Annotated in this window: 19 protein-coding genes, 10 tRNA genes and 1 other annotated feature; of the genes, 1 reads left to right on the forward strand and 28 read right to left on the reverse strand. The window is 29.4% G+C overall.

All coding sequences use genetic code 11. From position 1 onward, the window contains the following. The first annotated feature begins 506 nt into the window (after positions 1-506). Positions 507-1,496 carry a DUF5050 domain-containing protein gene (locus J2Z25_RS06370; protein ID WP_209739203.1) on the forward strand — a complete coding sequence of 330 codons (990 nt, stop codon included), beginning with the start codon at positions 507-509 and terminating at the stop codon, positions 1,494-1,496. Between the two features lie 35 nt (positions 1,497-1,531). Here J2Z25_RS06370 and murD read toward each other — a convergent pair whose 3' ends face one another. From murD to yabN, 28 genes are all read right to left on the reverse strand, one after another. Continuing rightward, complete coding sequence (gene murD / locus J2Z25_RS06375; RefSeq protein WP_209739205.1) at positions 1,532-2,908, reverse strand: UDP-N-acetylmuramoyl-L-alanine--D-glutamate ligase; 1,377 nt, start codon at positions 2,906-2,908, stop codon at positions 1,532-1,534. 512 nt (positions 2,909-3,420) lie between these two features. Next, complete coding sequence (locus J2Z25_RS06380; RefSeq protein ID WP_209739208.1) at positions 3,421-4,812, reverse strand: glycine--tRNA ligase; 1,392 nt, start codon at positions 4,810-4,812, stop codon at positions 3,421-3,423. A gap of 43 nt (positions 4,813-4,855) precedes the next feature. Further along, positions 4,856-5,022: a binding site (T-box leader), on the reverse strand. Between the two features lie 209 nt (positions 5,023-5,231). Next, a tRNA-Asn gene (locus J2Z25_RS06385) sits at positions 5,232-5,306 on the reverse strand. A gap of 31 nt (positions 5,307-5,337) precedes the next feature. Further along, positions 5,338-5,412 (reverse strand) — tRNA-Asn (locus J2Z25_RS06390). A gap of 29 nt (positions 5,413-5,441) precedes the next feature. After that, positions 5,442-5,516 (reverse strand) — tRNA-Asn (locus J2Z25_RS06395). A gap of 183 nt (positions 5,517-5,699) precedes the next feature. Further along, positions 5,700-7,205: a lysine--tRNA ligase gene (lysS, locus tag J2Z25_RS06400; protein WP_209739210.1), complete on the reverse strand. Its 1,506-nt coding sequence runs from the start codon at positions 7,203-7,205 to the stop codon at positions 5,700-5,702. Between the two features lie 14 nt (positions 7,206-7,219). Continuing rightward, positions 7,220-7,702: a transcription elongation factor GreA gene (gene greA / locus J2Z25_RS06405; protein ID WP_008681672.1), complete on the reverse strand. Its 483-nt coding sequence runs from the start codon at positions 7,700-7,702 to the stop codon at positions 7,220-7,222. A gap of 214 nt (positions 7,703-7,916) precedes the next feature. Next, a complete protein-coding gene (gene dusB / locus J2Z25_RS06410) occupies positions 7,917-8,903 on the reverse strand; it encodes a tRNA dihydrouridine synthase DusB (protein WP_209739212.1) in 987 nt (328 codons plus the stop codon). Positions 8,904-8,909: 6 nt separating this feature from the next. Further along, positions 8,910-9,689, reverse strand: coding sequence for a type III pantothenate kinase (locus J2Z25_RS06415; protein ID WP_008681669.1), 780 nt, complete (start codon positions 9,687-9,689; stop codon positions 8,910-8,912). A gap of 131 nt (positions 9,690-9,820) precedes the next feature. Next, on the reverse strand, positions 9,821-11,491 hold the full coding sequence (locus J2Z25_RS06420; protein WP_195960130.1) for a formate--tetrahydrofolate ligase: 1,671 nt from the start codon (positions 11,489-11,491) through the stop codon (positions 9,821-9,823). Positions 11,492-11,818: 327 nt separating this feature from the next. Next, complete coding sequence (gene ftsH / locus J2Z25_RS06425) at positions 11,819-13,621, reverse strand: ATP-dependent zinc metalloprotease FtsH (protein ID WP_099346343.1); 1,803 nt, start codon at positions 13,619-13,621, stop codon at positions 11,819-11,821. A gap of 45 nt (positions 13,622-13,666) precedes the next feature. Then, a complete protein-coding gene (hpt, locus tag J2Z25_RS06430; RefSeq protein ID WP_209739214.1) occupies positions 13,667-14,206 on the reverse strand; it encodes a hypoxanthine phosphoribosyltransferase in 540 nt (179 codons plus the stop codon). Positions 14,207-14,210: 4 nt separating this feature from the next. Further along, a complete protein-coding gene (gene tilS, locus J2Z25_RS06435; protein ID WP_209739217.1) occupies positions 14,211-15,605 on the reverse strand; it encodes a tRNA lysidine(34) synthetase TilS in 1,395 nt (464 codons plus the stop codon). 330 nt (positions 15,606-15,935) lie between these two features. Continuing rightward, positions 15,936-18,320 (reverse strand): stage II sporulation protein E, encoded by a 2,385-nt coding sequence (spoIIE, locus tag J2Z25_RS06440; protein ID WP_209739220.1) that lies wholly within the window; start codon positions 18,318-18,320, stop codon positions 15,936-15,938. A 492-nt stretch (positions 18,321-18,812) separates the two neighbouring features. After that, positions 18,813-18,899, reverse strand: a tRNA-Leu gene (locus tag J2Z25_RS06445). Positions 18,900-18,904: 5 nt separating this feature from the next. Next, positions 18,905-18,981, reverse strand: a tRNA-Met gene (locus tag J2Z25_RS06450). A gap of 6 nt (positions 18,982-18,987) precedes the next feature. Next, positions 18,988-19,063 (reverse strand) — tRNA-Met (locus J2Z25_RS06455). Between the two features lie 22 nt (positions 19,064-19,085). Next, a tRNA-Leu gene (locus tag J2Z25_RS06460) sits at positions 19,086-19,172 on the reverse strand. Positions 19,173-19,177: 5 nt separating this feature from the next. Next, positions 19,178-19,254, reverse strand: a tRNA-Met gene (locus J2Z25_RS06465). Between the two features lie 6 nt (positions 19,255-19,260). Continuing rightward, positions 19,261-19,336 (reverse strand) — tRNA-Met (locus tag J2Z25_RS06470). A 22-nt stretch (positions 19,337-19,358) separates the two neighbouring features. Continuing rightward, positions 19,359-19,445, reverse strand: a tRNA-Leu gene (locus J2Z25_RS06475). A 189-nt stretch (positions 19,446-19,634) separates the two neighbouring features. Continuing rightward, positions 19,635-20,045, reverse strand: a complete 411-nt coding sequence (locus tag J2Z25_RS06480; RefSeq protein ID WP_008681660.1) for a S1 domain-containing RNA-binding protein — start codon at positions 20,043-20,045, stop codon at positions 19,635-19,637. A gap of 82 nt (positions 20,046-20,127) precedes the next feature. Then, the gene (locus J2Z25_RS06485) at positions 20,128-20,412 is read right to left on the reverse strand and encodes an FtsB family cell division protein (RefSeq protein WP_311315505.1); all 285 of its coding nucleotides are present in this window, start codon (positions 20,410-20,412) and stop codon (positions 20,128-20,130) included. 83 nt (positions 20,413-20,495) lie between these two features. Then, complete coding sequence (yabQ, locus tag J2Z25_RS06490) at positions 20,496-20,885, reverse strand: spore cortex biosynthesis protein YabQ (protein ID WP_008681656.1); 390 nt, start codon at positions 20,883-20,885, stop codon at positions 20,496-20,498. Between the two features lie 8 nt (positions 20,886-20,893). Next, complete coding sequence (gene yabP / locus J2Z25_RS06495; RefSeq protein ID WP_008681654.1) at positions 20,894-21,187, reverse strand: sporulation protein YabP; 294 nt, start codon at positions 21,185-21,187, stop codon at positions 20,894-20,896. A gap of 51 nt (positions 21,188-21,238) precedes the next feature. After that, complete coding sequence (locus J2Z25_RS06500) at positions 21,239-21,499, reverse strand: RNA-binding S4 domain-containing protein (protein WP_008681652.1); 261 nt, start codon at positions 21,497-21,499, stop codon at positions 21,239-21,241. 76 nt (positions 21,500-21,575) lie between these two features. Then, positions 21,576-21,851: an HU family DNA-binding protein gene (locus J2Z25_RS06505; RefSeq protein ID WP_008681650.1), complete on the reverse strand. Its 276-nt coding sequence runs from the start codon at positions 21,849-21,851 to the stop codon at positions 21,576-21,578. Between the two features lie 203 nt (positions 21,852-22,054). Continuing rightward, complete coding sequence (gene yabN / locus J2Z25_RS06510) at positions 22,055-23,527, reverse strand: bifunctional methyltransferase/pyrophosphohydrolase YabN (RefSeq protein ID WP_209739222.1); 1,473 nt, start codon at positions 23,525-23,527, stop codon at positions 22,055-22,057. Positions 23,528-23,546 lie beyond the last annotated feature (19 nt).

Genomic DNA, 23,546 nt, shown 5'->3' on the forward strand with positions numbered 1-23,546 from the left:
TCAAACTCTCAATAAAAAGTTTAATCTTTGCTCAAATTACTTTGAGTCTTAATGTTAAGACGTCTAAAAGAATTGCTGGTTTGTTTACTTAACTTATTTTCTGTTCAATTTTCAAAGATCTAAACCTTGCCGTCTCATCGACTGCTTAATTATAATAACATTTCATTACTCAATTGTCAACACTTTTTTGTTATCAATTTTCCCTGTTATTTAGCTTTCGTTCCTGACGACGCTATTTATAATATCATGACTGTAAGTAAGCTTAAAGCACACTTTAGATTATTTTATTATTTTATTATTAAATTTCTAGTAAATTCTAATTTATTCTCGTTTTTTCATATAATGATACACGTGGCAAAGTTAACTAATAAATTTATGATTTTAATACAACTAATATCATTTTCCATCAAAATTATCTATATTTTCACAATTTTATTTTACTTAATATCAATTTTAATCTAAAATATTATTATAAAATAATCAAAATTAAATATCCGGAGGTATGTATGGTAAAGAAGACACTTTTTCTTTTAATTATATCAACATTTTTATTAACAGGCTGTACAAGCAAGGACTCTAATACAGATTCAACAAATAATACTACTACTCTATCAACATCATACAAGGAAAGTACTAATACTGATACTAAACTAACTCTTTCTGGAAAGACTTCTACTTATACTAAATATATATATTTAGGTAATTTATTATTTTTTCCTAATACATCCAACAATAATAAATTATCTGTATTAGATATTTCTAAAACTACTAATAAAATAACTAACGATTTAGTTATAGATGGCTTTGATTATTCTGTTGACTCCATAGCTACAGATAATAACTTCATTTATTTTTCATCACTATCTAATAGTAAGGGACTTTATAAATTAGACTATCAAAAAAAGAATATTACAAAAATTAGTGATAGTTATCCTAAGGGATTAGTTTATCAAAATGGGAAATTGTATTATACTGATTTAAATACTCAAAATATCTACTCATTAGACATTAAATCCAACTCTAAAACATTATTATCAAACACTAAGGTAGGAGAATTTATCGTAAATAATAATTCTATATACTATAAAAACTTGGATGATTCTTCAAAGCTATACTGCCTAAAAATAGATAGCGGTGCAAACTTCAAATTAACAGATACTCCTGTAGATAGTTTTATAACTTATAGTAATAAAATATTATTTATAAATACTTCAGATAATAACTCTTTATATTCTTTGGATTCATCAACTAAAGAAATAAAAAAAGCCTTAAATATTAATGCTACTAAATTAAAACAATTTGATGATAAAATTTACTTTATAAATAATAATGATCCAAATTCTATTTACGAACTTAAAACTATAGATCAAGATAATAACTTTAATTATAATAAGGTGTTTTCTGATTTTACAAATGAATATTTCCCTACAGATAAAGGGATTTTCATAGAAACTTCCTCAAATACTAATGAAATAGAAATTCTTAATATAAATTAAAAAAATAAAAGGCTCAATAGCCTTTTATTTTTTTATCATATCTTATTTACTATTTCCTTAAATCTATTTCCTCTTTCAGCAAAGTTAGGGAACATATCAAAAGATGCACAAGCTGGTGATAAAGTAACTACATCCCCCTCATCAGCTAAGTCTTTAGCTTTAAGTACAGCCTCTTCTAATGTATCTACTAAACTTATAGAAACTTCAATTCCTTTTTCTTCTTTTAATTTTACAAAAGCATCTTTTATCAAATTTTTTGTAGCTCCTAATAGTATTAGCTCTTTTATATATGGATACCCTTCTTCTGCTAAAGGTTCAAATGGAATATGTTTATCATATCCTCCAGCTATTAAAATTACCTTTTTATCAAAAGCAAATAATCCAGCTAATGTTCTTGTTGGGCTTGAAGCTATTGAATCATTATAGTATTTAACACCATCAATTTCTCTAACTAATTCACATCTATGTTCAACACCACCAAATCTCTCAGCAACTTTCTTCATAACATCTATAGATACATCATCTTTTGTTGCTAAAAATGCAGCTAAATAATTTTCTATATTATGAATCCCTTTAATAGCTATATTTTCTTTTTCACAAACTATATTATTTTCTAGGTATAACATATTATCTTTTAAGTAAGCACCATTTTCAATTTCTCTTTTAGAACTAAATTCTTTAACTATCCCTTTAGCCTCAGGAACAAACCCATGAGTTATTTCATTTTCTCTATTTAATATTAAAACTCCATCTTTATCTTGATATAAGAATATGTTTTTCTTAGCATCTATATATTCTTGCATATCAAGATGCATATCCAAATGATTTGGTGCAAGATTAGTTACTACAGCAATATCAACTGGAACATCCATAGTCATAAGCTGAAAACTAGATAATTCTAATACAACTTTATCCTCTTCTCTTATTTCTTCTATATTAGAAAACAATGGAGTTCCTATATTCCCCCCAACCCAAGTTTTATATCCTGCCTCTTCTAAAAGCTTTGATATAATTGTTGTTGTTGTTGTTTTCCCATCACTTCCTGTAATTCCGTAAACTTTTCCTTTACAATATCTAACAAACTCCTCCATTTCTGAAGTTATATATGCGCCCTCACTTTTTACTTTTACTAAAGCATCACAATCTATTCTCATTGATGGTGTCTTAAATACTACGTCAAATCCTGTTAATCTATCTAAGTAACCCTCTCCTAATTCTAATGTAACTGATAACTCATCAAACTCTTTTGCTATATCTCCTAGTTCTTCTCTATTTTTCTTATCAAATGCAGTTACAACTGCTCCAAGTTTAACTAAAAATCTTATAAGAGGTATATTACTAACTCCTATGCCCACAACAGCAACTTTTTGTCCTTTTATAAAATCTTTAAATTCATTAAATTGCTTCTTCATAATCTTCCTCCAAAACCATATATAAAATATTATATGAAACTCCTTTTACTAAGTTCAAATCAATAATATAAACTTACTAAATAAGTCATTTAAAATCCAATAAATATGTATTTACCACTCTCACATTTTTCTAATGAGTAAGTTTACTTTGCCAAATATAAAATTTGGAAGCTCACTTATCTTTAAGTCTGTCCCAATTCTTTCTAATTATAACACTTAAATTTATTAAATACAAAAAAGACGCAGTCTCAGAAATCTATTTAATATAAAATTTATTTAATTTCAAATAAGCTTTATTGCCTTAAAAAGTTAATCTCTTATTTTTATAAAAGGGCTCACGAAATGCGAGCCCTTTTTAAACTATTGATTTTACTTACTTAAAAGTATCTTTAAACTTAAGTGGAAATTGGGGGTATATTATTTATATATGAACAAAAAGAGAAACTCTAATTCGAGCTTCCCTTTTTATCAGCTAATATCAAAGTTTATTTTAATATAGCCCCTTCTTAAAATTAGAATTCTAAGCTTTTTTCAATATAAGCTTCTAAATCTGAAATTTTTATTCTTTCTTGTTCCATAGTATCTCTATTTCTAATAGTAACTGCTTTATCTTCTAAAGTATCAAAATCTATTGTTATACAGAACGGAGTTCCTATTTCATCTTGTCTTCTATATCTCTTACCAATACTTCCAGCTTCATCATATTCTATATTGAATTTTTTGCTTAAATCAGAATATACATCTAAGGCTTTTTCTGAAAGCTTCTTTGAAAGTGGTAAAATTGCTGCCTTATATGGAGCTAAAGCAGGATGTAAATGCATAACAGTTCTAACATCCCCACCTTCTAACTCTTCTTCATCATATGCATCTACTAAGAAAGCTAATGCAACTCTATCGGCTCCTAAAGATGGTTCTATAACATAAGGAACATATTTTTCATTAGTGGTTGGATCTAAGTAACTCATATCTTGACCTGAGTGTTCTTGGTGCTTTTTTAGGTCATAATCTGTTCTATCAGCTATTCCCCATAATTCACCCCATCCAAATGGGAATAAATATTCTATATCTGATGTTGCATTTGAATAGAAAGATAATTCTTCTTCACCATGATCTCTCATTCTTAAATTATCTTGTTGTACTCCTAGATTTAATAAGAAATTCCAACAATAATCCTTCCAATACTTAAACCATTCTAAATCTGTTCCTGGCTTACAGAAAAACTCTAACTCCATTTGCTCAAATTCTCTCGTTCTAAATGTAAAATTTCCTGGAGTTATTTCATTTCTGAATGATTTACCAACTTGAGCAATACCAAATGGAACTTTCTTTCTTGAAGTTCTTTGTACTGATTTAAAGTTTACAAATATACCTTGAGCTGTTTCTGGTCTTAAGTATATTGTACTAGCAGAATCTTCTGTTATTCCTTGGAATGTTTTAAACATTAAATTAAATTTTCTTATATCAGTATAATTTAATTTTCCACACTTAGGACATACTATATTATTCTTTTCTATATATTCCTTTAATTGCTCATTAGACCAACCATCTGCACTAGCAACTTCTGCTCCATTTTCAGTCATATGATCTTCCACTATCTTATCAGCTCTGAATCTTGCTTTACATTCCTTACAATCCATTAAAGGATCTGAAAATCCACCAACGTGTCCTGATGCAACCCACACTTCTGGATTCATTAATATAGCACAGTCTACTCCTACATTATATGGACTTTCTTGAACGAACTTCTTCCACCATGCCTTTTTAACGTTATTTTTAAATTCTACTCCTAATGGACCGTAATCCCAAGAGTTGGCTAATCCTCCATATATCTCTGATCCTGGGAATACAAAACCTCTACTCTTACAAAGAGCAACTATTTTTTCCATAGTTTTTTCTACTGCCATTTTAATACCTCCAATTTTTTATAAATAAAAAAGGCCCCAAACCTAAAGGGACGAAATTTCAATTCCGCGGTTCCACCCTTCTTGGCTTTAGCCCAACTTTCAGTGTTAATACTCAAAAGCGCCCTTCAACTTAAATTAATAACGATTTACACCAACCATCGTCTCTCTAAAAGAAATATTAAGTTTACTCCTCTTTATCATTGTATCTATTAAATTATATATTAATTTTACCAAAAGCCTTTTATATGTCAAGTGCAAAAGGCTTTCTATTAAAAATTTGTATTAAATTAATAATTATATTATTTTTAGCTATATTCTATTTATCATTATTTAAATTTAAATATTATCTCTCTCTTATATACAAAAAGAGTTTTATAACAATAGACAAATTATCTATTCTTATAAAACTCTTATAAAAATGGCTCCGTGGAGAGGATTCGAACCTCCAACCTATCGGTTAACAGCCGAGTGCTCCACCATTGAGCTACCACGGAATATTCCTATAAATTAATTTTAAAATTAAAATGGCTCCGTGGAGAGGATTCGAACCTCCAACCTATCGGTTAACAGCCGAGTGCTCCACCATTGAGCTACCACGGAATATTCATAAATTAATTTTAAAATTAAAATGGCTCCGCGAAGAGGATTCGAACCTCCAACCTATCGGTTAACAGCCGAGTGCTCCACCGTTGAGCTATCGCGGAATATTTACTACATTAGTTATTATATCAAGTTTCATTAATATTGCAAGTGTTTTTTATGATTTTTTTAATTTTAATTTTTAAATATCTTAAAATACATTAAAATTTAATAAAATTATTTATGTGAATTTTAATAAAATCAATCTACTAAAAAATAAAAAAGCTGTCTATGACAGCCTTAAAATATTATTTTTGTGGTTTCATTGTAGGGAACATTATAACATCTCTTATAGATGCTGAATCTGTTAAGAACATTATAACTCTATCTATACCTATTCCTAATCCACCTGTTGGAGGCATACCTGTTTCTAAAGCACTCATAAATTCTTCATCTATCATGTATGCTTCATCATCCCCTAGTTCTCTTTCTTTTTCTTGTTGATTAAATCTTTCTCTTTGAACTATTGGGTCATTTAATTCTGAATATGCATTACATATTTCTCTTCCAAATACAAATCCTTCAAATCTTTCAGTAAATTTATCATTTCCTCTTTTCTTTTTAGTTAAAGGTGATATTTCTACTGGGTAATCACAGATAAATGTTGGTTGTATCATATGTTGTTCTGCATATTCTTCAAATAGAACATTTAACACTTCACCCTTTGTTACATGCTTAATATTCTTCTTAAATTCTAAATTCTTTTCTTTAGCTATAACCTGAGCTTCTTCATCTGATTTTATCTCATTAAAATCTATACCTGTATGTTCTTTTACAGCATCAACCATAGTTATTCTTCTCCATGGCGGTGCAAAGTCAATTTCTGTACCTTGATAATTAACCTTAGTTGTTCCATTTACTTTTTCGCATACTGATGCAATCATATTTTCTGCAATTTCCATCATATCGTTATAGTCTGAAAATGCTTCGTATAATTCTATCATTGTAAATTCAGGATTATGTCTTACAGACATACCTTCATTTCTAAAAGTTCTTCCCATGTCATAAACTTTTTCTAATCCAGCAACTATACATCTCTTTAAATATAATTCTGGAGCTATTCTTAAATACATATCTATATCTAAAGTATTATGATGAGTTATAAATGGTCTTGCTGACGCTCCTCCAGCTATAGGTGCAAGCATTGGAGTTTCAACTTCTATAAATCCTCTGTTATCTAAGAATTCTCTTACTCCTTTAAGTATAGTTGCTCTCTTCATGAAATTAGTCTTAACTTCTGGGTTTGAGATCATATCTACTTCTCTTTGTCTATATCTTAAATCTGGATCTTTTAATCCATGCCACTTTTCTGGTAATGGTTTTAATGATTTACATATTAATTCAAAATTCTTAACCTTAACTGAAACTTCTCCAGTTTTAGTTTTAAATACTTCTCCAGTTGCAACAACCCAATCACCTAAATCATATGTTTTATATGACTTTAAAGCTTCTTCTCCTACTTCATCTATTTTTATAAATAATTGAATTTTTCCGTCTCTATCTTGTACGTCTGAGAATACAACTTTTCCTTGACCTCTTTTAGACATGATTCTTCCAGCAACTGTAACTATAGTTCCTTCTAGATTTTCAAAATCCTTCTTAACACCCTCTGACATATGTGTTCTTTCAACTTTATAAACGTCAAATGGATCCTTTCCTTGATTTTGTAACTCTACTAACTTTTCTCTTCTTAATGCTTCTTGCTCACTAAACTGAGATTCTAACTCTTGTATATTCATTTCCTCAGTTGACATTAAATATCCCTCCGTTACTCTCTTCTTATTCCTAATATTTCAAACTTGTTTATTCCACCTGGAACTAAAACTTCAACTATTTCTCCAACCTTTTTACCTAATAAAGCTGCTCCTACTGGTGATTCATTTGATATTTTAAATTCCATAGGATCTGCTTCTGCTGAACCTACTATTGAATATTCAACTTCCTCATCAAATTCATAATCTTTAACTTTAACCTTTGTTCCTACTGATACCTTATCTGTTGGAATTTCTGATCCATCAACAACAACAGCATTCTTTAGCATATTTTCTAATTGAATAATTCTACCTTCAGTAAATGCTTGTTCGTTTTTAGCTTCATCATATTCTGAGTTTTCGCTTAAATCCCCATATCCTAATGCAACTTTTATTTTTTCAGTTATTTCTTTTCTTTTAACAGATTTTAAAAACTCTAATTCATCTTCTAACTTTTTTACACCTTCGTATGTCATTACGAACTTTTTAGTTTCACTCATGATTTTCTCCCCTTCAAAATTACTACTTTTATTTAAATACCTAACACTAGGTCTGATATTCTTAAAATCATTTAAAACATTATAAATCAGCAAGTATTATATGTCAACTAAGTTATAATATAAAGACATCCCTTTATATTTATTTAACAGATATATAGTATTCTCGCTTTTAATATATTTATTCTTTTAAAAATTTATTATTCAAGTATATTATTTAAACTTTATCAGAACTTCTTGTTAATTCATTTTTATAGTTATTTAACAATTCAATTACAGCACTACTATCCTCTAAAGTATTCATAACTCCCCTTATGTCAGCACTATTAGGTAATCCCTTTATATACCAGGATGCATGCTTTCGCATTTCTCTCACAGCTTTTCTCTCACCATCGTACTTAATTGCTAATTCGTAATGCCTTAAACACATATTTATTCTATCTAAATATGTTATTTCTAAAGGTACTTTTCCTTTTAGTGCATATTCAATTTGCTTAAATATCCAAGGGTTCCCCATACTACCTCTTGCAATCATTATTCCATCACAATTAGTTTTATTTTTTAACTCTATTGCATCTTCTGAAGTAAATACATCTCCGTTTCCCAGTACTGGTATTGATACAGAATCCTTAACTTTTCCTATTATATCCCAATCTGCTTTACCTTCGTACATCTGCTCCTTTGTTCTTCCATGAACAGTAACTGCATCTACTCCAGCATCTTCAAGTCTCTTGGCAAATTCAACAGCATTGATATTTCCTTCATCCCAGCCTTTTCTAAATTTAACTGTTACTGGTTTAGTAGATACCTTTTTAATTTCTCTCACTATATTAGCGGCTAACTCTGGATGCTTTAACAAAGCTGATCCTTCTCCATTTTTAGTAATTTTATTTACAGGACAGCCCATATTTATATCTACTAAACAAATATCTTCTCTCTCATTAAAATATCTTTGTACTACTTCAGCCATTATCCTAGGATCATTCCCAAAAATTTGAGCTGCAACAGGAGTTTCTTCATCAGCTATTCTAAGCAATGACTTGGTATTTTCATTTCCATAGTAAAGAGCCTTAGCACTTACCATCTCTGTATAAACCAACCCACACCCCATCTCCTTACATAGTCCTCTAAAAGAGATATCGGTTACCCCTGCCATAGGCGCTAGAAAAACATTATTTTCAAATTCTAGGTTTCCAATTTTCATATTATACTACTCCTTATTTTTTTCGTATATTATTCTTAACCCCTCTAATGTTAAACTAGAATCAACCTTATCTATAACGTTAGTTTTCTTAGCTATTAATTTTGCTAATCCTCCAGTCGCTATAACTAAAGGCTCATCTGAACCAAGATCTTTCATTTCTTTTTTTATTTTATTTACTATATATTCTACCTGCCCTATATATCCATAAATTATACCCGCTTGCATGCTAGATATAGTATTTTTACATATTATATTTTTGGGTACTTCTAATTCTACTCTCGGTAACTTTGCAGCTCTATCAAATAAAGCATCAGATGCTATTCTTATACCTGGTGTAATACACCCTCCAAGATAGTTTGCTTCTTTAGTTAATGAACAAAATGTTGTTGCTGTTCCAAAATCTATTATTATAAGATCCCTCTTATATTTGTCATGGGCAGCTACAGCATTTACAATTCTATCCGCTCCTACTTCCTTTGGATTATCATATTTAATATTTATTCCAGTTTTAACACCTGGACCTACAATTAAAGGATTAATTCCAAAGCTCTTTTTTATCATATTTTCTAACGAATGCATTATGTTAGGAACTACAGATGAAATTATTATTCCTTTTACCTCTCTAGGATTTAGATTACTTTGAATAAAAAGCTGCATAACTTGAATAGAATATTCATCTGATGTCTTTTTTGCATCAGTAGAAATTCTCCAGCTAGCAATATTTTCAGAATTATTATATACTCCCAAGACTATATTGGTATTACCTACGTCTACCACTAAAATCATACAAGCACCACCTTAATACAATTAAAAGCAGCTTTGAAAGCTGCCTTTATTAAATAAATATAATCACAATAATTTAACAATCTAATTTTAACAATTACAAATTATTTGTCAAGTGTTGTAAATTCTATATATTAAAATAACCCTACTATTTCTCCATTATCTAGTATATCCATTTTATTTGCAGCTGGAACTTTTGGAAGTCCTGGCATTGTCATTATATCACCATTTAATGCAACAATAAACCCTGCGCCATTAGAAACTCTAACCTCTCTAACAGTTATATCAAAATTTTCAGGTCTACCTTTTAATGATGGATTATCAGATAAAGAATATTGAGTCTTTGCCATACATATAGGCAATTTATCTAGCCCAAATTTCTCTAATTCCTCAATTTGTTTTTTTGCATTTTGAGTAAATACCGCTCTATTTGCTCCATAAATTTCTCTAGCTATTATATTTATCTTTTCTTCTATACTATTTTCTATATCATAAATAGGTTTAAAGTTAGATTTTTCTTTTTCTAATACATTACAAACAACTTCTCCCAATTCAATTCCACCTTCTCCACCTTTTGCCCATACATCCGATAAAGCAACCTTAACTCCTAATTTGTTACAATAATCTATAATAAACTCTACTTCTTCATTGCTATCACTTATAAATTTGTTAATAGCTACAACTACTGGTACATTATATTTTTTAATATTTTCAATTTGCTTTTCTAAATTAGTTATTCCCTTAGCTAAAGCTTCAACATCAGGAGTACTTAACATCTCCTTATTCACTCCACCATGATTCTTTAAAGCTCTAACAGTTGCAACTATAACAACACAATCCGGAGTTAGTTCACCATATCTACATTTAATATCCAAGAATTTTTCTGCTCCTAAATCAGCTCCAAACCCAGCTTCAGTAACAACTATATCACCTAATTTCAAGGCCATCTTGGTTGCTATTATGGAATTACATCCATGCGCTATATTTGCAAAAGGTCCTCCATGTATTATGGCTGGAGTATTCTCTAATGTTTGAACTAAATTAGGCTTTATAGCATCTTTCATAAGTAAAGCCATTGCTCCTTGTACATTCAATTGCTTTGCATAAACTGGATTCCCATCTAAATCATATGCTATTAATATATTACCCATTCTTTCTTTAAGATCTGATAAACTATTAGCTAAACATAATATAGCCATAATCTCTGATGCAACAGTTATCATGAATCCATCTTCTCTTAAAAAACCATTAAGCTTTCCACCTAATCCAACAACTATGTTCCTAAGTGCTCTATCATTCATATCCATTACTCTTTTGAACACTATTCTTCTTGAATCAATCCTTAAATCATTTCCTTGATGTATATGATTATCTATAGCTGCCGCTAATAAGTTATTAGCACTAGTAATAGCATGCATATCACCTGTAAAATGTAAATTTATATCTTCCATTGGTACTACTTGAGCATAGCCACCACCTGCTGCTCCCCCTTTTATTCCAAACACCGGTCCAAGTGAAGGTTCTCTTAATGCTATAACTGCATTTTTACCCATTTTACAAAGTGCTTGCCCTAGACCAACTGTAACTGTTGATTTTCCTTCCCCCGCAGGTGTAGGATTTATTGCAGTAACTAAAACTAACTTACCATTTTCTTTATTTTTATTTTTTTCTAATATATCTAAGGATAATTTACATTTATATTTTCCATATTGTTCTATATCATCTTCAGTTAAATTTAGCTTTTCTGATATCTTAGTTATATATTCCATTTTAGCTTCTTGAGCTATTTGAATATCGCTCTTCATCTCAATACACTCCTAACTTTCATAAAATTATTTTATATTCTTATTTTATACATAAATTATATCATTTAATTCATAACTTTTAAATATATATTCGAACATTATATTGTTAATAACCGTTATAATTCGCAAAATTACTATAAATTGCTTGTTTCCGATTTGTTCTTGCAATATATAATTCGCATTTATATTTTTATAAGATATCTATTAAATTTATAAAGTATCTTTTATATTATGTAACCTCTTTATATGTTAATAATTAATTTCAAACTTTATTATAAATTCCTAATATAAAAAAAACAGTAGCCATATGGCTACTGTTTTTTTATATTAGCTAGCTTCAAAAATTCTTACAAATTCTGCGCCATCTATTTTTTCTTTTTCTAATAAAGTTGCTGCTACTGCATGTAATTTATTAATATTTTGACTTAATAAAGTTTCTGCTCTTTCATATGCTTCATCAATAAATCTCTTAACTTCCTTATCGATTTCTGCTCCAACTTCTTCACTGAAATTTCTGCCGTGTCCTAAGTTTCTTCCTAAGAACACTTCATTATTATCTCCGCCATATGAGATAGTTCCAAGCTTTTCACTCATTCCATATTCCATTACCATAGCTCTTGCTATAGCACTTGCTCTATCAATATCATTCTTAGCTCCAGTACTAATATCTGATAATATTAACTTTTCAGCAACTCTACCACCAAGTAATCCAACCATATCATCTCTTAATTTTTCTTTTGATGTATATGATCTATCTTCTTCAGGTAAATGCATTGTATATCCACCTGCCATACCTCTTGGTATTATACTAATTTCATGAACTGGATCTGAATGAACTAAAAGTTTCATTACAACCGCATGACCTGCTTCGTGATATGCAGTTAACTTTCTATCATGTTCATTAATAGCTCTACTCTTCTTTTCTGGTCCAGCTATTACTCTAGTTATAGCTTCCTCAAAATCTTGCATTCCTATTAATTTTTCATTTTTTCTAACTGCTAATAACGCAGCCTCATTTGCTAAGTTTTCTAAATCCGCCCCACTAAATCCTGGAGTTCTCTTAGCTAAAACTTTCAATTCTACCTCTTCTGATAAAGGCTTTTTCTTAGTATGAACTTTTAATATCTCTTCTCTTCCCTTTACATCAGGAGCTCCAACAACTATTTGTCTATCAAATCTACCTGGTCTAAGTAGAGCTGGATCTAAAATATCTGGTCTATTTGTTGCTGCAATCATTATTATTCCTTCATTAGCACCAAAACCATCCATTTCAACTAATAGTTGATTTAATGTTTGCTCTCTTTCGTCATGTCCTCCGCCAAGGCCTGCACCTCTTTGTCTACCTACTGCATCTATTTCATCTATAAACACAAGTGATGGTGCACTCTTTTTAGCTTGCTCAAATAAATCCCTAACTCTTGATGCACCAACACCAACGAACATTTCAACGAAGTCTGATCCTGATATACTATAGAAAGGCACTCCAGCCTCTCCAGCTATAGCTTTTGCTAATAAAGTTTTACCGGTTCCTGGAGGTCCTACTAATAAAACTCCCTTAGGTATTCTAGCTCCCATCTCAGTATATCTTGATGGTTGTTTTAGGAAATCAACTATTTCCTCTAATTCTTGCTTTTCTTCATCTGCTCCTGCTACATCATCAAATGTAACTCTCTTGGCATCTGGAGGCATTATCTTTGCTCTACTTTTTCCAAAATTCATAACACCTCTTCCACCACCGCCACCTTGTGACTGTTGTGACATCATAAAGAAGAATACAAAGAATAGAACCATTATCATCACTGTAGGTATTATACTAATCCATACGCTACTATTTGAAGGTTGTTTAAAATCTACTCTAATATCATCTTTAGGAGTTTGAGCCATTAACATCTGCACCATTTCACTAGGAGCATATGTATTGAATTGCTTACTGTCTCTTGTTTTTCCTGAAATTAACATCTTATCTGGATGAACCATAATACTTTCTATCTCATCATTAACCCATTTTTGTTGAAAATCACTGTATGATATCTCATCTGCCATCTTACCGCTATTCCATAAGAACGTTGCAGATAAGAAAAGTATCAAAATAACAAATATCCATACTGTTGCACTTGAATATTTTTTCATTCAAGGCCCCCCTTTCCTCTAGTTTTATTATATTGCATTTTAAATTTAATTTTTATACACTTCTTCTTTTAATATACCTACATATGGTAGGTTCCTATATTTTTCAGAAAAGTCTAATCCATATCCAACTAAAAACTCATCTGGAACTTCAAATCCACAATATTTAACTTGTATATCTACCTTTCTTCTAGATGGCTTAGTTAAAAAAGTTATTATTTCTATGCTATTAGCTTTTCTAGTTTTCAGGTACTTTAATAAATAATCTAGTGTAACTCCACTATCTATTATATCTTCTACTATAATTATGTCTTTACCTTCAATGCTATGATCTAAATCTTTTAAAATTCTAACCACTCCAGATGTTTCTGTAGAACTTCCATAACTAGATACCGCCATAAAATCAATTTCGCAAGGTATTGTTATATTCTTTATAAGATCAGACGCAAACATAACTGACCCTTTTAAAATCCCTACAACAAGTAAATCTTTATTCCTATAATCTTCACTTATCTTAGTTGCTAATTCTTTAACCTTTCCTACTATTTGTTCTTCAGTAAGTAATATTTCCTTTATGTCCCTTATCATTTCCCTATTCCTTTCTAGTAAAAGTAATTTTTAGTACATTTTTAGTATCCTTAGTTATTTTAAACTTATCTGAAACCTTATGACCTACTATCCAAGCTATTTCATTATCAAAACATAAAATAGGAATCTCAGGTCTTTGTTCCACTGGAACTTTTAGATTAATAAATATGTCTTTTACTTTTTTACTTCCTTTCATTCCAAGAGGGACTATCTTATCCCCATTTCTTCTTTTTCTAATAATTATCTTTTCTTTTATCTTATCATAATCAAAATATTTTATTAATACATTATTAGAAAATTCTATATTATTTTTACCTTTTATAATCCTAAAGCTAACATCATATCTCTCATATTCAAAAGAATCTTCATTCAATTGACTCTTATTTATTAACACCTCTTCTTCTATATATTCTTTATTTTTATATTCTTTATTTTTTAAGTATATATCTCCATATACATTTTCGGCTACTATTCCATTTGGTAAATCAACTTTTTTATTTGTAGAATTTTTTGCAAGCTCAATCATTTCATAAATATGCTTCATCTCGAAATTATTGTACTTTCCAGTAAACTCTACAAACGACTTTTTTATAATCCTTGTTATTATTGCCTTCTCTAATAAAAATGCTTCTTTCGATATAACTATATGACTATTTTTATTACTACAATACTTTTTATAACTATTATTACATTGTTTTTCAATAAAGTCATTATCTATTTGTAATAAATTTGTCATTCTATTCAAAGTTTCTATTATATCTTTATTAAAATTTTCTTTCATATAAGGTAGTATATCTAACCTAACTTTGTTCCTACTATATATATTTTCTAAATTAGTTTTATCTATTCTAGGATTTAAATTATTTTCTTTACAATAATTTTCTACCTCTTCTCTTGAAAGACATAATATAGGTCTTATTATCCCGCCATCCCGCTTACTTCTAATTCCACACAACCCTTCAATTCCAGTCCCTCTCATCATATTCATAACAACAGTTTCAGCTTGGTCATTAGAATTATGAGCTACAGCTATTTTACTATAGTTTTGTGTGTTTTTTATAAAGTCAAAGAATTTATATCTTTCTTCTCTTCCTGCCATTTCATGAGAAATACCCTTTTCTTTAGCTATTTTATCTATATCAATCCTTATTGGATAAAACTCGATATTAAATTCTTTACATATTTCTTTTGCATATTCTTCATCATTTAAAGCATCTTGACCTCTCAGCATATGATTAACATGAGCTGCTCCTATATCTATATTTAGAGATTCTCTTAACTTATAAAGTATATGAAGTAAACAAACTGAATCAGGCCCTCCAGATAAAGCAACTAAAACTCTATCTCCTTCTTGTATAAGATTATTTTTAATTATAAAATCCTTTACTTTGTTTATCACATTTATGCTCCTCAGTATATTTATTTTATTATATAACTCCTAATAATCACTTCTCTAATATAATTCAATTAATATTCTTCCTATTAATTAGTGTTCTTCTTATAATAGTTTTCTAATATTAATAATCTTATGAACTTATTTAATTAAATATAAACCTTAAAGTTATATATCGCACTTTATATTTCACATTAATAATCAAAACATATATAATATAATAACCTTAACATTTATATATGTAAACAATTATGATTGTTAATTTTTTCAACATCAAAAATTGAAGAAGATGAGATACTACATTTATATCCCATCCTCTTTTATTTAATCTTCTTATTAATAAACAGAGTACATTTTGGAAACTAAAACTGTCATATCATCCCATACCTTTCCACCACTTAACACTATTGCCTTTTCAAGAATATCCCTAGACAAGGCCGCTGGATTCGTATCTGCATATTGTAAATATTCCTGTAACCAAGAATAACTTCCAACATTATTTTTGTCTATATCTAATACACCGTCGCTAATTGAAATTATTATATCACCATGTTTTAGTTTTACTTTCTCTGAACTTAAATCTACACTATCCAATATTCCAAAAGGTAAACTGTTAGATTTAACAACTTTAACGTTTTGTCCTCTCTTTATAAAGCTAACAACTCCACCTATCTTTATAAATTCCGTTTCACCAGTATATAAATCAACTACACTTAAATCCATAGTAGTAAATTTTTCATCTTCGTTAAATTTCATAGCCATTATAGAGTTAACCGTATCTATGGCTGTTTTTTCACTAAATCCATTTTCTATAAACTTTTCAATTAAATCAACAGCTAGTCCACTTTCCGTTCCTGCTTCAGGGCCCGATCCCATTCCATCACTTACTATAGCTAAATAAGTACCATCATTATTTTTAGAAAAACTATAACTATCTCCCATTGAAGTTTCTCCATCCTTAGCTCTTGTCGCTGCATAAGACGTCATATGATATTTTGGAGTTTCTTCTATTATAATTGAGCAATCATTTGTATCAGGATCTATTCTGCATCCTTCACTTGATATTGATACCGGAACTCTTACTAACCCATTAATTATAGGTAATATGTTTTTTGCACAATAGCATCCGCCCTCACAGTTATTTAAAGTTACTTTTATTTTCATTCTACCTTTTCTATCTAAATAACAGAACACATCCTTATACTCTATTTTATTTTTACTTAAGGCCTTCTTTAAAACCTTGTCTATTTCTGAGCATATAGATATATCTTTTTCAAAGTCCCTAATCATATCTCCCATAGTCTGAGATATATTATTTATATGATTTGCAATTAAATTTCTACCTTCCGTTAACCTTGTTTTTAAAGCTTCATTTACAGTATAATTATTTACAATTTCTTGAGCATTTTTCATTAGACTTCTTTTCTTTACACATTTCTTTTCTAAATCTTGCGGGAAATATATATCATTATCTTCACAGCTACTTATAAGTTCAGAAAAACCTTCAAAAGTAGAATGTAAATTACGATCCCAACACCTTTGTTTAAGTTCACAATTGTAACACACTCTATCCGCTAAACTTTCTACCATAGCAGTTCCTTTATTATTTAATGATAAAATATCATTTTCTCCCAAATTTAATATTGATGATGATAAACTTGATAATATCGATTTCATGGAGTTAAGCCTATCAACAAATTCATTTTTCACACCATTTAGATGTATATCATTAATAACCTCTGCCTTCTTTTCTTGATTAAATTCTTTATTTATATATTCTATAACCTTTTTAGGAATACTAATTAAAATAGCTATAGCTATTATTACTTCTATCCCTCCATGAATAGAAAATTTATCTGAATACATTGATATTATGAAGTAAACAACAAAATATGCTATAGAAGAAAATACTCTTCCTGTATCTTTAAATATCCCAATTATAAGCCCACATAAACTATACAAACTTATGGATGTTATTATATCATTATTAGTTATTCCAATGACAAATCCCATCGAAACTCCTATAGCAGCTCCTAATCCAGCCCCTCCTACATATGCAAAAATAGCTATTATAGTTAAAGCTAACATACTTCTTAAATAAACTCCAAAAATATTTAAATTCCCTATTCCCGCAACTAATAAGCACAATAAAATTCCTATACTTATCAATTCTTCTGTTGAGAAAAAATAATTACTTTCTAATTCATCAACACAATTCAATGCATAATTAAGTATGTACCTAACCGGTATTATACTTAATACCTTTAAAGCTGAAAATGTTAAATTAACACCTATAGGTTGATTATTTACTATTAAATTATAAATAAAGAACGTTGAGAATATTAACCCAAAAGTTATTATATCTCTTTGCTTTAACTCTATTTTATTACATATTTCAATATATAGCATTACTACAATAGCCACTATGCAATAAGCTATCGATCCTTCTAGAGTTTTATATATAGAAAGATATCCACCTATAATCCCCAATAAGGATAAAAGCATATCTCTCCCCTTCTCTTTTCTTATTCCAATAAGATACGCAATCCCAAAAGGCGCTATCCCCATATCTATAGTTACCGATAATAAAACCCTACTTAACAAAAATCCCATCAAAAAAGCTGCAATGGCACTAACTCCTGTCCCATTTAATCTTAATTCTTTTTTATTTTTTTTATTTTCTAATCTTTTATATGTTGATATATCAACACCATATTGCATATACTCCCCTCCAACTTCCATAAAATGTAATTTTAATTATAGCATTGCTTTTAAGAAATATATGTCATATGATGTATCCTATTAACTACTTTCGTTGGACAATAAAATATAAATTTCCTTATATGTATATAGATAATTTTTTTAATATTATATTTATATAAACTTGCTTGAAATCCATGTATCCTAATAGTTCACAGAATATTTTAATTATATAAGTATTCATTATAAATTCTTTTTAAAAATTTAATTTTTAATACAATTTTGTCACTATAACAAACTTTATGAAGAACATTTTTTTGCAACATAGTAATTTTTTATTTTTATCTATCATATAATTTATGTTATTAATTTTAATAGTTAACCTTACCCCTATTATATAAATTAATGAAAATTTATATAACAAAAATACTACTAATCTTTTTAATCTACACCACTCTTTATTAAATAAAAATTTATAAAACAAAAAAGTACTTAAGAAATCTTAAGTACTTTTGGTGCTGAAGACCGGAATCGAACCGGTACGGTATCGCTACCGCAGGATTTTAAGTCCTGTGCGTCTGCCTGTTCCGCCACTTCAGCGTGTATGGTAGCGGAAATAGGACTTGAACCTACGACACCTCGGGTATGAACCGAGTGCTCTAGCCAGCTGAGCTATTCCGCCATTTTATGGTTGCGGGGGCAGGACTTGAACCTACGACCTTCGGGTTATGAGCCCGACGAGCTGCCAACTGCTCCACCCCGCGATATTATAAGCTAAATTCAACTTGGTGCTGAAGACCGGAATCGAACCGGTACGGTATCGCTACCGCAGGATTTTAAGTCCTGTGCGTCTGCCTGTTCCGCCACTTCAGCGTGTATGGTAGCGGAAATAGGACTTGAACCTACGACACCTCGGGTATGAACCGAGTGCTCTAGCCAGCTGAGCTATTCCGCCATTTTATGGTTGCGGGGGCAGGACTTGAACCTACGACCTTCGGGTTATGAGCCCGACGAGCTGCCAACTGCTCCACCCCGCGATATTATAAGTTGAATTTAGCTTGGTGCTGAAGACCGGAATCGAACCGGTACGGTATCGCTACCGCAGGATTTTAAGTCCTGTGCGTCTGCCTGTTCCGCCACTTCAGCATGTTTTTACTGTCGCCCCTCAGCGACAAAATTAATTATATATTATGTTTTCTATAGTGTCAACATATTTTTTAATTTTTTTCTAGTAACATTATGTTATTAAAATTATAAAGGGCTGATATGCATCATGCAATCAGCCCTTTATATAGATTTATATATTAAATTTATATGATGTCTTTATTTATAAAACTAGAAGCTTCTTCTTCCGCTTTTAGCTTTAAAATCTTGATTCTTTTTTACATCCTGCATTCTTTCTTCGCTATCCTTTAAGAATCTTGACATTATATCTTCAAAGTTTCCTGAGTTTCCCCCAGACTTTTTATTTTCTGAAGACCAATCTATTTCTATGGGTTTTACTGATTTTTTTTGAACATTTGCTTGCTTAATTGATAAACTTATCTTGCCATTATCGTCAATTGATATTACTTTTACCTTAACCTTATCTTGTTCATTAAGATGTTGTCTAATATCCTTAACAAATGAATCTGCTACTTCTGAAATATGAACTAACCCTGTTTTACCTTCTATCTCTACGAAAGCTCCAAAACTAGTTATATTAACCACTGTACCCTCTAATATGTTTCCTGCCATTAAGGTCATGTTACAAAGATTCCTCCTTAAAAATTAAATAATATATGTTATTATAATAATAACCTTTTTTTGTAGTTTTAAAACATATTCTTTAGTTTTGCGTTTTAGGATTTACAACTTTTTCGCCCTCTTTTATCATTCCTAGCCTATCTCTTGCAAGCTTTTCAATATATTCATTAGAATCAACTTTTTTCAAATCTGCTTCTAACTTACTATTTTTATCTTTAAGCTCTTCTAGTTCCTTTTGGCTAATAACAATATCCTCCTGGATTCTTTTCATTGTAATTTCCTGTTTAATGTAATTAAATACGAAAATTGCAAAAATAAAAACTATAATTAATCTTTTAAGAGTTACTTGCTTTTTAATTGCTCTCACCCTCTTTAAAATATATTATATAATACATTTTAAACACTATACATATTTTATTCAAGCTATTTTTTTATGTTACTACTTTAAATCTATTTTTTTCCGCAAATATTATAATATATAAGTTTTATAGGATAAATTAGATTTTTCAAAAATATTCTTATAAATTTACCAGTTTTATCTATCATATATCTCTCTAACTTTAAAATTGTAGGGCTTATTAATTTTAAATAAATAATCAAGGTTACTATCATGAATATATATACATATGGTCCTAAGAAGGCATAATTGGCGTATAGTAAAAAAGCAAATACTATAATAGCAGTTAATATCCAAAATAATATATCTTCTATTATGATTATTATCTTGGGTATTTTCACTCCTCTTATTATGTTATATAGGTCAAACATAATTCCTATCAATATTCCCGAAATAATGGAATACATAACTATGTCAAATTGGACATCTATTGATAACGGCATACTTACCCCTATTTAAATAACTTAGAAATTATATTTTCTTTTTCTTTTTTAACTTCTTTACTACTATATACTATGGAAGATATATTCCCTATAATTATAACATCACCATTTTGCACATCTAATTTATTCATCTTTAATTCTGATCCCTTGATAGTTAAAAACCCTAACTTTGTATTTAATAATATTTTTTCATCATCAAAACTTATAACCTCTTCTACCCCTGTAAGCGTTAATCTTTTTCTATTCTCTAAAGTTATATTACCCCTTGGCTCTTCTAACTTATTTTCATTTCTCTTTTCCATCTTATCTCCTCCACATATTCTTTATAAAAATATATGAAGAAGTTATTGTTTTTATTCTTTATCTTCCTCTCCTTCTAATATCTCATACATTTCTTTTGCATTTTCTTTTTTTACATGCTCAACTATATTAATTATTCTTGCTTTTAATGATCTATTTGCAAATTGAATTTCTATTATATCGCCTTCTTTTACAACTGTTGATGCTTTAGCAGCCTTATCATTAATGGAAACTCTTCCTCCTTCACAAACTTCTTTAGCAACTGTCCTTCTTTTTATTATTCTAGAAACTTTAAGATATTTATCTAATCTCATAATAACTCTCCTTATAACTATTATTATTGTTTGTATTATTAAAAGAACCCGAGAGAATACTCGGGTTCTAAATATACTACTTATTAACTTTTTCCTTAAATTCTTTACCAGCTTTAAATACTGGAACTGTTGAAGCTGGAATGTTTATAGTTTCTTTAGTTCTAGGATTTCTTCCTTCTCTTGCAGCTCTTTCTCTTGTTTCGAAAGTTCCGAATCCTACTAATTGAACTTTTTCACCTTTTTCTAACGCTTCTTCAACGCTTTCTATGAATGATTTTAAAGCTAATTCAGCATCCTTCTTAGTTAATTTACTTTTTTCTGACATGCTAGTGATTAATTCTGCTTTATTCACAATTACATCCTCCTTAAATAACCCGTTATATATTTTAGTAGTTAACTATTTCTGTTAATATGTACTATAACTACATTCTCTTATTATATATCGTCTTTTGGTGCTAGTCTATAACATTATCAATTTTTTGTTATAAAAGCTATTTATTACAATAAGTTATTTATAGTATAGTATAAACCTTTATATATTATTCTTCAAAAACTTTATAAATCCTTCTTTCCTTCATTAAATTCTTTGTTTTTTGCTTGTTCCCATAACAAATCCATTTCCTTTAATGTCATTTCATTCAAATTTTTGTTGGATTTTAAAGCTTCTTCTTCTATAAAAGAAAATCTTCTTATAAATTTTTGTATAGTTGAATTTACCGCTTCTTCTTCATCAACATTTAATTTTCTGGCTACATTAACACATGCAAATATTAAGTCTCCTACTTCATCTTTTATTTTTTCCTTATTATTGGATTTATATACATCTAATACCTCTTTTAATTCTTCTTGCACTTTTAAAGCTGTATCTTCAATATCATCCCAGTCAAAACCTACTTTAGCTGCCTTTTTTTGAACCTTATGTGCTCTAATTAAAGATGGTAAAGCCTTAGCTATTGCATTCATTTCTTCTGTAACTGTATTAAAACTCTTTTCTTTCTTTTTAAGCTCTTCCCAATTTTCAAGAACTTCTCCACTATTATCAACTTCTCCTTCACCAAATACATGAGGATGTCTATAAATCATTTTGCTACATATAGATTCAAGTATATCATAAATATTAAAATATCCATCCTCTTTACCCAGTGAAGCATGGAAAACTACATGCAATAAGACATCTCCTAATTCTTCTATCATTCCATCTATATCATCATTATTTATGCTATCTATAACTTCATAAGCTTCTTCTAAAAGTTGATTTTTAATACTCTCATGAGTTTGCTCCATATCCCATGGGCAACCATTTTCTCCTCTTAAAGTATCTATTATCTCAACTAAATCATTAAAATCTTTTTTATTATTCATATCTTTAGGTATATATATAGATGTCAGATAATCTATATCCTCTTGCATATCAAGCTCATATATAGGTATTTTTCTTATAGATTCTTCCGAAACGATTCCCGCTGCTCTAACATAATATATTTCAGTTTCATCGTTATAATATTCAAGCAATCTAAGCTTAACTTCTGAAGCTATTAAAGGATTATACACTTGAGTTATTATAGTCCCTATTCTTTTATCTAAAATTTGATTTTTCATATCAAATGCATCTATAACTTTTAATCCTTCTATTGGATCAATCTTCAATACATCCATCATAGCATCGATAAAACTTACAGCTGGAAGTATTTCATATCTTATTCCCTTTTCATCGCATAAACTCATAAGATTAAAAACTGATTTTTCTGCAACTAAAGGATGTCCTGGAACTGCATATATTATCTCTTTTTCATCTTTATACTTGTTTACTATATCTTTTGCAATGTTATTGTAAACCTCGTCAAAACTTTCAGACGTTTCATAATAATGGTCATATGTCTTGAATTCTTTAATTTTTCCTTTTAAATAATCAACAGTAGGATGCTTCTCTGTTCTAAAATAAATATTCTTTCCTTCTTCTAAAGCCTTAACAGCTCCTATAGTTAAAGCTTCCGGTGCTCCTGGTCCTAAACCTATTATCTTTATCATTAGGTTCTCTCCTCACTCA

The organism is Clostridium tertium (assembly GCF_017873245.1).
Lineage (GTDB): Bacteria > Bacillota > Clostridia > Clostridiales > Clostridiaceae > Clostridium > Clostridium tertium.

Excerpts from the sequence above, each read along its gene's own strand:
- J2Z25_RS06370 (WP_209739203.1), top strand. The coding sequence starts at position 507 with ATGGTAAAGAAGACACTTTTTCTTTTAATTATATCAACATTTTTATTA.
- murD (WP_209739205.1), bottom strand. The coding sequence starts at position 2,908 with ATGAAGAAGCAATTTAATGAATTTAAAGATTTTATAAAAGGACAAAAA.
- J2Z25_RS06380 (WP_209739208.1), bottom strand. The coding sequence starts at position 4,812 with ATGGCAGTAGAAAAAACTATGGAAAAAATAGTTGCTCTTTGTAAGAGT.
- lysS (WP_209739210.1), bottom strand. The coding sequence starts at position 7,205 with ATGTCAACTGAGGAAATGAATATACAAGAGTTAGAATCTCAGTTTAGT.
- greA (WP_008681672.1), bottom strand. The coding sequence starts at position 7,702 with ATGAGTGAAACTAAAAAGTTCGTAATGACATACGAAGGTGTAAAAAAG.
- dusB (WP_209739212.1), bottom strand. The coding sequence starts at position 8,903 with ATGAAAATTGGAAACCTAGAATTTGAAAATAATGTTTTTCTAGCGCCT.
- J2Z25_RS06415 (WP_008681669.1), bottom strand. The coding sequence starts at position 9,689 with ATGATTTTAGTGGTAGACGTAGGTAATACCAATATAGTCTTGGGAGTA.
- J2Z25_RS06420 (WP_195960130.1), bottom strand. The coding sequence starts at position 11,491 with ATGAAGAGCGATATTCAAATAGCTCAAGAAGCTAAAATGGAATATATA.
- ftsH (WP_099346343.1), bottom strand. The coding sequence starts at position 13,621 with ATGAAAAAATATTCAAGTGCAACAGTATGGATATTTGTTATTTTGATA.
- hpt (WP_209739214.1), bottom strand. The coding sequence starts at position 14,206 with ATGATAAGGGACATAAAGGAAATATTACTTACTGAAGAACAAATAGTA.
- spoIIE (WP_209739220.1), bottom strand. The coding sequence starts at position 18,320 with ATGCAATATGGTGTTGATATATCAACATATAAAAGATTAGAAAATAAA.
- J2Z25_RS06480 (WP_008681660.1), bottom strand. The coding sequence starts at position 20,045 with ATGACCTTAATGGCAGGAAACATATTAGAGGGTACAGTGGTTAATATA.
- yabQ (WP_008681656.1), bottom strand. The coding sequence starts at position 20,885 with ATGCCGTTATCAATAGATGTCCAATTTGACATAGTTATGTATTCCATT.
- yabP (WP_008681654.1), bottom strand. The coding sequence starts at position 21,187 with ATGGAAAAGAGAAATGAAAATAAGTTAGAAGAGCCAAGGGGTAATATA.
- J2Z25_RS06500 (WP_008681652.1), bottom strand. The coding sequence starts at position 21,499 with ATGAGATTAGATAAATATCTTAAAGTTTCTAGAATAATAAAAAGAAGG.
- yabN (WP_209739222.1), bottom strand. The coding sequence starts at position 23,527 with ATGATAAAGATAATAGGTTTAGGACCAGGAGCACCGGAAGCTTTAACT.